The 5,147-nt window shown below is 66.9% G+C and carries 9 protein-coding genes; 6 read left to right on the forward strand and 3 right to left on the reverse strand.

The features are described from left to right. From KBI44_06855 to KBI44_06870, 4 genes are all read left to right on the forward strand, one after another. The coding region (locus KBI44_06855) for a DeoR family transcriptional regulator (GenBank protein MBP9144185.1) at positions 1-666 on the forward strand (666 nt) is incomplete at its 5' end. Between the two features lie 27 nt (positions 667-693). Further along, complete coding sequence (gene ric, locus KBI44_06860) at positions 694-1,362, forward strand: iron-sulfur cluster repair di-iron protein (protein ID MBP9144186.1); 669 nt, start codon at positions 694-696, stop codon at positions 1,360-1,362. Between the two features lie 16 nt (positions 1,363-1,378). Next, positions 1,379-1,633 (forward strand): ferredoxin family protein, encoded by a 255-nt coding sequence (locus KBI44_06865; GenBank protein ID MBP9144187.1) that lies wholly within the window; start codon positions 1,379-1,381, stop codon positions 1,631-1,633. Between the two features lie 82 nt (positions 1,634-1,715). Continuing rightward, a complete protein-coding gene (locus KBI44_06870; protein MBP9144188.1) occupies positions 1,716-2,183 on the forward strand; it encodes a hemerythrin domain-containing protein in 468 nt (155 codons plus the stop codon). A 104-nt stretch (positions 2,184-2,287) separates the two neighbouring features. On the opposite strand, the gene KBI44_06875 is transcribed toward KBI44_06870, so the two are convergent. Next, a complete protein-coding gene (locus KBI44_06875) occupies positions 2,288-3,127 on the reverse strand; it encodes a DNA-3-methyladenine glycosylase 2 family protein (GenBank protein MBP9144189.1) in 840 nt (279 codons plus the stop codon). Positions 3,128-3,359: 232 nt separating this feature from the next. On the opposite strand from KBI44_06875, the gene KBI44_06880 reads away from it, so the two are divergent. Beyond that, entirely contained in the window at positions 3,360-3,578 is a 219-nt protein-coding gene (locus tag KBI44_06880; GenBank protein MBP9144190.1) for a DUF2945 domain-containing protein, read from the forward strand. Beyond that, positions 3,575-4,165 carry a DUF488 domain-containing protein gene (locus KBI44_06885; GenBank protein MBP9144191.1) on the forward strand — a complete coding sequence of 197 codons (591 nt, stop codon included), beginning with the start codon at positions 3,575-3,577 and terminating at the stop codon, positions 4,163-4,165. The genes KBI44_06880 and KBI44_06885 overlap by 4 nt, the downstream gene beginning before the upstream one ends. Here the strand turns inward: KBI44_06885 and KBI44_06890 are convergent. Continuing rightward, positions 4,162-4,623 carry a carboxymuconolactone decarboxylase family protein gene (locus KBI44_06890; protein MBP9144192.1) on the reverse strand — a complete coding sequence of 154 codons (462 nt, stop codon included), beginning with the start codon at positions 4,621-4,623 and terminating at the stop codon, positions 4,162-4,164. The genes KBI44_06885 and KBI44_06890 overlap by 4 nt on opposite strands. Positions 4,624-4,636: 13 nt before the next feature. Further along, positions 4,637-5,146 (reverse strand): PAS domain-containing protein, encoded by a 510-nt coding sequence (locus KBI44_06895; protein MBP9144193.1) that lies wholly within the window; start codon positions 5,144-5,146, stop codon positions 4,637-4,639. Position 5,147: the final 1 nt, after the last annotated feature.

A 5,147-nucleotide genomic window follows, 5' to 3' on the forward strand; every position in this document is an offset into this window, starting at 1 on the left:
AGCCAGCGGACGCTCCTCGAGCTCCTGAAGCGCCGCGGCGAGGCCACGCTCGCCGAGCTCGAGACCGGAATCGAAGTGGCGCGCGAGACGGTGAGGAGTCATCTCGAATCGCTCGCCGCACAACAGCTGATCGAACGCTCCGGCGTGCGCCGCCGGGGCCCCGGCCGCCCGCACGTGCTCTATCGGTTGAGCGCGCAGGGCGAGGCGCTCTTTCCGCGTCGCGAGGGCGAGATGCTGGCCGAGCTCGCCCGCTACCTCCTCAGGAGCGAGCACCCGGAACGGTTGGAGGAGTTCTTCGTCGCTCGCACCGACGCCAAGCGAGCAATCCTCGCGGGTCCCCTGAAGGTCCTGGGCGCAGGCGAGCGTCTGAATGAGATCGCTCGTTCGATGTCGCAGGAAGGATTCCTCGCCGAGGCGGCGCTCGAGGGCGGCGAGCCGATCCGGCTTCGTCTCTGCCACTGCCCGCTTCGCGACCTGGTCGCCGTCACGCATCTTCCCTGCCGGGCCGAGATGAAGCTGGTCGAAGAGCTCCTGGGAAGACCGCTCGTGCGCACCCAGTTCATGCCGGACGGCGACACCTCGTGTACTTACGCCGTCGCTGCCGCGCCGCGCCCCAAGCGCCAACCCGCATCCGCCTCCGGCCGGATCCACCCCGTCACCACCTGAACCTTCCGCACCAGAGGAGTCACTGCCATGGAAATCACTCCGCAATCGCGTGTCGGCGAGATCGCCGCCAGCTTCCCCCTCGCCACCCGCGTCTTCGCTCGTCACCGCATCGACTTCTGCTGCGGCGGCGGCATCCCCCTCGTCGAGGTTTGCGCGCGGCGCGGTCTCGACCCCGAGGCCGTCGTCGCCGAGATCGCTGCGGCCTTGGCCGCTACCCCCGCTCCCGGCGCCGACTGGAACGAGGCGCCGCTCGACGAGCTCGTGCAGCACCTCCTCACCGCCTACCACGCACCTCTGCGCGAGGAGCTGCCGCGCCTCGAAGCCATGGTGCGCAAGGTCGCCAGTGTCCACGGCGAGCGCGAGCCGGTGCGGCTGCCCGCGCTCCAGGCAGCCTTTCTGGCACTCGAAGCCGACCTCACGCAGCACATGGACAGCGAGGAGGCGGAGCTCTTTCCGCCGATTCTCGAGCGTGGCGTCGAAGCCGCCCCGGCGGTCGCCTCGTTCCGCGACGACCATACGGAAGTGGGTCGCCTGCTGGGGGAGATTCGCGCTTTGACCGACGACTTCCGCCTTCCCGACGGCGCCTGCAACACCTGGAGCGCGCTCTGGCACGGGTTGGAGGCGCTCGAGACCGATCTCCATCACCACATTCACCTCGAGAACAACGTTCTCTTCCCCCGGCTCGCGGCCGCCTGAACCCGGGACCCGCGCAATGCCCCACACCATCACCGAGCCGTGCATCGGCGTCAAGGACACCGCCTGCGTCGACGTCTGTCCGGTCGACTGCATCTACGGCAAAGGCGAAGATCTCGAGATGCTCTTCATCCATCCCGAGGAGTGCATCGACTGCGGCCTCTGCGTCGACGCCTGCCCGGTGCAGGCGATCTTCCCAGAGGAGGAAGTGCCGGCAAAGTGGCGGAGCTTCATCTCCCAGAACTACGGGCACTTCGGTTTGACTCGCCCCTGACGGCCCGCGAGGGCGGAAGATCGAACCGGGCGCGGTGGTGCTCGGGTCTCCGCCCAGAATGCAAATTTCGGAGGAGAAGCCGTTGAACATCCTTTGTGCGCTGTTGGGAGAACACGGGGCACTGCTCCATCAGCTCGAAGTGCTGCGACTGACCGCGCCTAAGTATTCGGAAGAGAAGCTCGGCGCCGCGACCTTTGCGCTCGCCGAGGCGATCGAGAACCATGCCGGTCTCGAGGACGAATTGCTGTTCGAAGCCCTCGTCGCGAGCGGTCGAATGCCGGCCGGACCGGTCGAGGCGATGCGCTCCGAGCACCGGGCGATCGAGTCGCTGCTCGGGCAGATCCTCGCGCCCGCAGGAGAGGCAGGTCGCCCGGATCCGCAACGTACGGTGCTCCGCCTCGTGGAGACCGTGCGTCACCATTTCGGACACGAGGAGCACGCCCTGTTCCCGATGGCGAGCCAGATCCTCACGTCCGCCCAGCTGGAGGAGCTCGGATCGCGCTGGGCGCAGAGGCGAGGCGTCGAAATTGGAGCACTCCTGGCGAAGTGAACCGATGAGGTCGTTCGCGCGAGGATCACGCGTACTTCGGCGAGCTGGCCAACATCTGACCACCGGAGCGTGAAGGAAGCGTGGATGGCACGGGGAGCGAGCCCCTACCTCGCGACGTCGGACGCACGACCGATCTCGCCGCGAGCCTCCAAACGCGCGAGCAGCAGACAGAAGTACAGCATGCCGCACTGCGATCCCAGCCGTTCGACCACGGGCCCGACGTTCACGCTCTCACCCGCGACGAGCGCGAGATTCGCGGCGACGCTGCTGTCGTTGCCGGGGAAGATATCCAGTCGGCCGAGCCCGCGCAGCAAAATCACCGCAGCCGTCCATGGCCCGACGCCCTTGATGCCGCGGAGTAGAAGGGAGGCATCGACGCTCGAACGCTCCTCCAGCATCGCCTCGCTGATTGCCCCGGTAACGATCGCTTCTCCTACGCGCCGAAGGGTCGTGAGTTTCCTGGCGCTCAGGCCCGCGGCGCGGACCACGCCATCGTCGGCAGCGAGGAATCCCTCCACGCTCGGAAACACGGCGAGAGGCACGCCGTCGTAAGCGACCTTCGTGCTGAGGGCGAGAATCAGACGGCGCATGATCGCGCTCGCCGCATGGAGACTGACTTGCTGAAATAGAACCGCGTTGGCGCACGCCTCGAACAGTGCGGGATACCGTGGCGGCCTGAGGCCGCGCATGCTTCGAGCAAGCCGAACCAGCCAGGGGATCGCCCGCGCATGCCGATAAAAATCCGCAAGATCGCGGTCGAGGCCGAGTATCCGGCGCACGCTCGCGAGCGCCCGCCTGGTATCTCCGGCGCTCCCGCTTACGGAGACCACCAGCGCATCGGCGCGCCGCTGCGTGACACTCACGATGACTGGCCCGGCCAGACCCTCGAGCGCGCGCAGATAGCGGCCGTCTGATGTGTAGACGTCCACCAGGTTCGTTTTCATGCGGCGAAGCGCGCTTACCGTAAGGTCGAGCCGATACGGCGTAACGACCGGAATTTCATGCATCGTGACGTGCGGCGCTTGATGCGGTCGTGGGACGGGTGGCGTGCGGCCCTCCAAGTTGGCGTCTGCGCTCCGCAGCCTTAAGATTCAGGTCAGCGGTATTGCAGCCCGTCGACACGGCGGGCGACGGGGCTGCCCCAAGCTACCACGGGTCACGGGCGCGAGGAGGCCGATGACGACGAAACGGTTCAAGCGTGGAGATCACGTCTCGTGGAATTCAGAAGCGGGTCGAGTGCGTGGCAAGATAAATCGCATCATCACGTCGCCCATGAAGTTCAAGGGCTATACCGTCCACGCGAGCAGAGACGAGCCGCAGTACGAGATCCAGAGTGACACGACGGATCACATCGCGATGCACAAAGGATCGGCACTCACGAAGCTCCGGAGATGAACCACCAGGCGGGCGATGCCATTTTCACCATCGGCCACTCCACGCGAACTCTCGCCGCATTCGTGGCGCTCTTGCAGCAGGTTGACGTCACGCTGCTCGTGGACGTGCGGTCGATTCCGCGCTCGCGGACAACGCCACAGTTCAACGGGGACACGCTGCCGGATTCCCTCGCCGTCCACGGCATCGGCTACCGGCAGCTGCGCTCGCTCGGTGGCCGGCGTCATCATCGTAAAGGCGCGCCACCCTCGCACAATTTGTACTGGCGCGTCGCGGCGTTCCGGAATTACGCTGACTACGCCGAGACCGAGCCATTCCGCGCCGGCCTTGATGCGCTGCGCGCGTTCGCTCGCGAGGAGCGGTGCGCGATCATGTGCGCCGAGGCCGTGTGGTGGCGCTGTCATCGCCGGATCATCACGGATTATCTCTTGGCTGGCGGGGTGCGCGTCGAGCACATCATGGGAGCTGGCCAAGTTGTCCGGGCGACGCTCACGCCCGGTGTGCGAGCCACGGCCGACGAGAAGTTGACCTATCCGGCGCCGGAGGAGAGTCCCCCTAGCGGTGCGACCGCCATGCCCTCCGGTCCCTAGTGGCTGAGCTCCGGCTTGTAGCTGCCGGGCACCGTCCTGAAGGCGATCGCCAGGCGGTTCCAGCCGTTGATCGCGACGATCGCCAGCGTGAGGTCTACCAGCTCCTTCTCGCCGAAGTGTCGCCGCGCCAGCTCGTACACCTCGTCGGGCACGCGGGTCTCACCGACTAAAGTCACCGCCTCGGTCCAGGCCAGCGCCGCCCGCTCGCGCTCGCTGAAGAACGGCGCGTCGTGCCACGCGGCGATCGCATAGAGGCGCTGCTCCTTTTCCCCTGCGGCCCGCGCGTCCTTCGTATGCATGTCGAGACAGTAGGCGCACCCGTTGACCTGGCTCGCCCGCACCTTCACGAGCTCGATCAGGCTGGTCTCGAGCCCTGATCCGTGGACATAACTCTCGAGGCCGCGCATCGCGGTGACGCCGTCGGGTGCGGCTTTGGCATATTCGATTCTCGGTTTCATAGCCGTCTCCGATTCACTCGCGTGCGCTCGTCGAGGGTGGCTGTTCTGCTTCTTTCCCGGCTTCCTCGGGGCGGGCCCCCGCTTGCAGTGCCGCCTGCGCCTCCAGGGCCTTCAACCGGGTTCGTAGCAGCTTCTCGCGGCCGTAGCGCTCTGTCACGTCGCGGAGCACCGCCACCACCCACTCGATCTGGCCGCCGGCGCCTTTCAGCAGCTGGATCGAGAACTCGATGGAGATCTGCCGGCCATCCTTGTGGAGCGCCGGCACGGCGAGCATCTGGCCCTCGCCGTAGCGGGTGACGCCGGTCCGCAGGGTCGCCTCCCAGCCGGTCCAGTGCCGAACGCGGAGCCGCTCGGGAATGATGAGATCCATGGAAGCTCCGAGCGCCTCGGTGGCGCTGAAGCCGAAGACTCGCTCCGCGGCGGCGTTCCAGTATCGCACCGTGCCCTTGGGATCGCAGATCAGGATCGCGTCGGGCGAGCCGCCCAGGACGCGGGAGGGCAGATCGTCAGGGAGCGCCGGCATC

The organism is Thermoanaerobaculia bacterium (assembly GCA_018057705.1).
Classification (GTDB): Bacteria; Acidobacteriota; Thermoanaerobaculia; order Multivoradales; family JAGPDF01; genus JAGPDF01.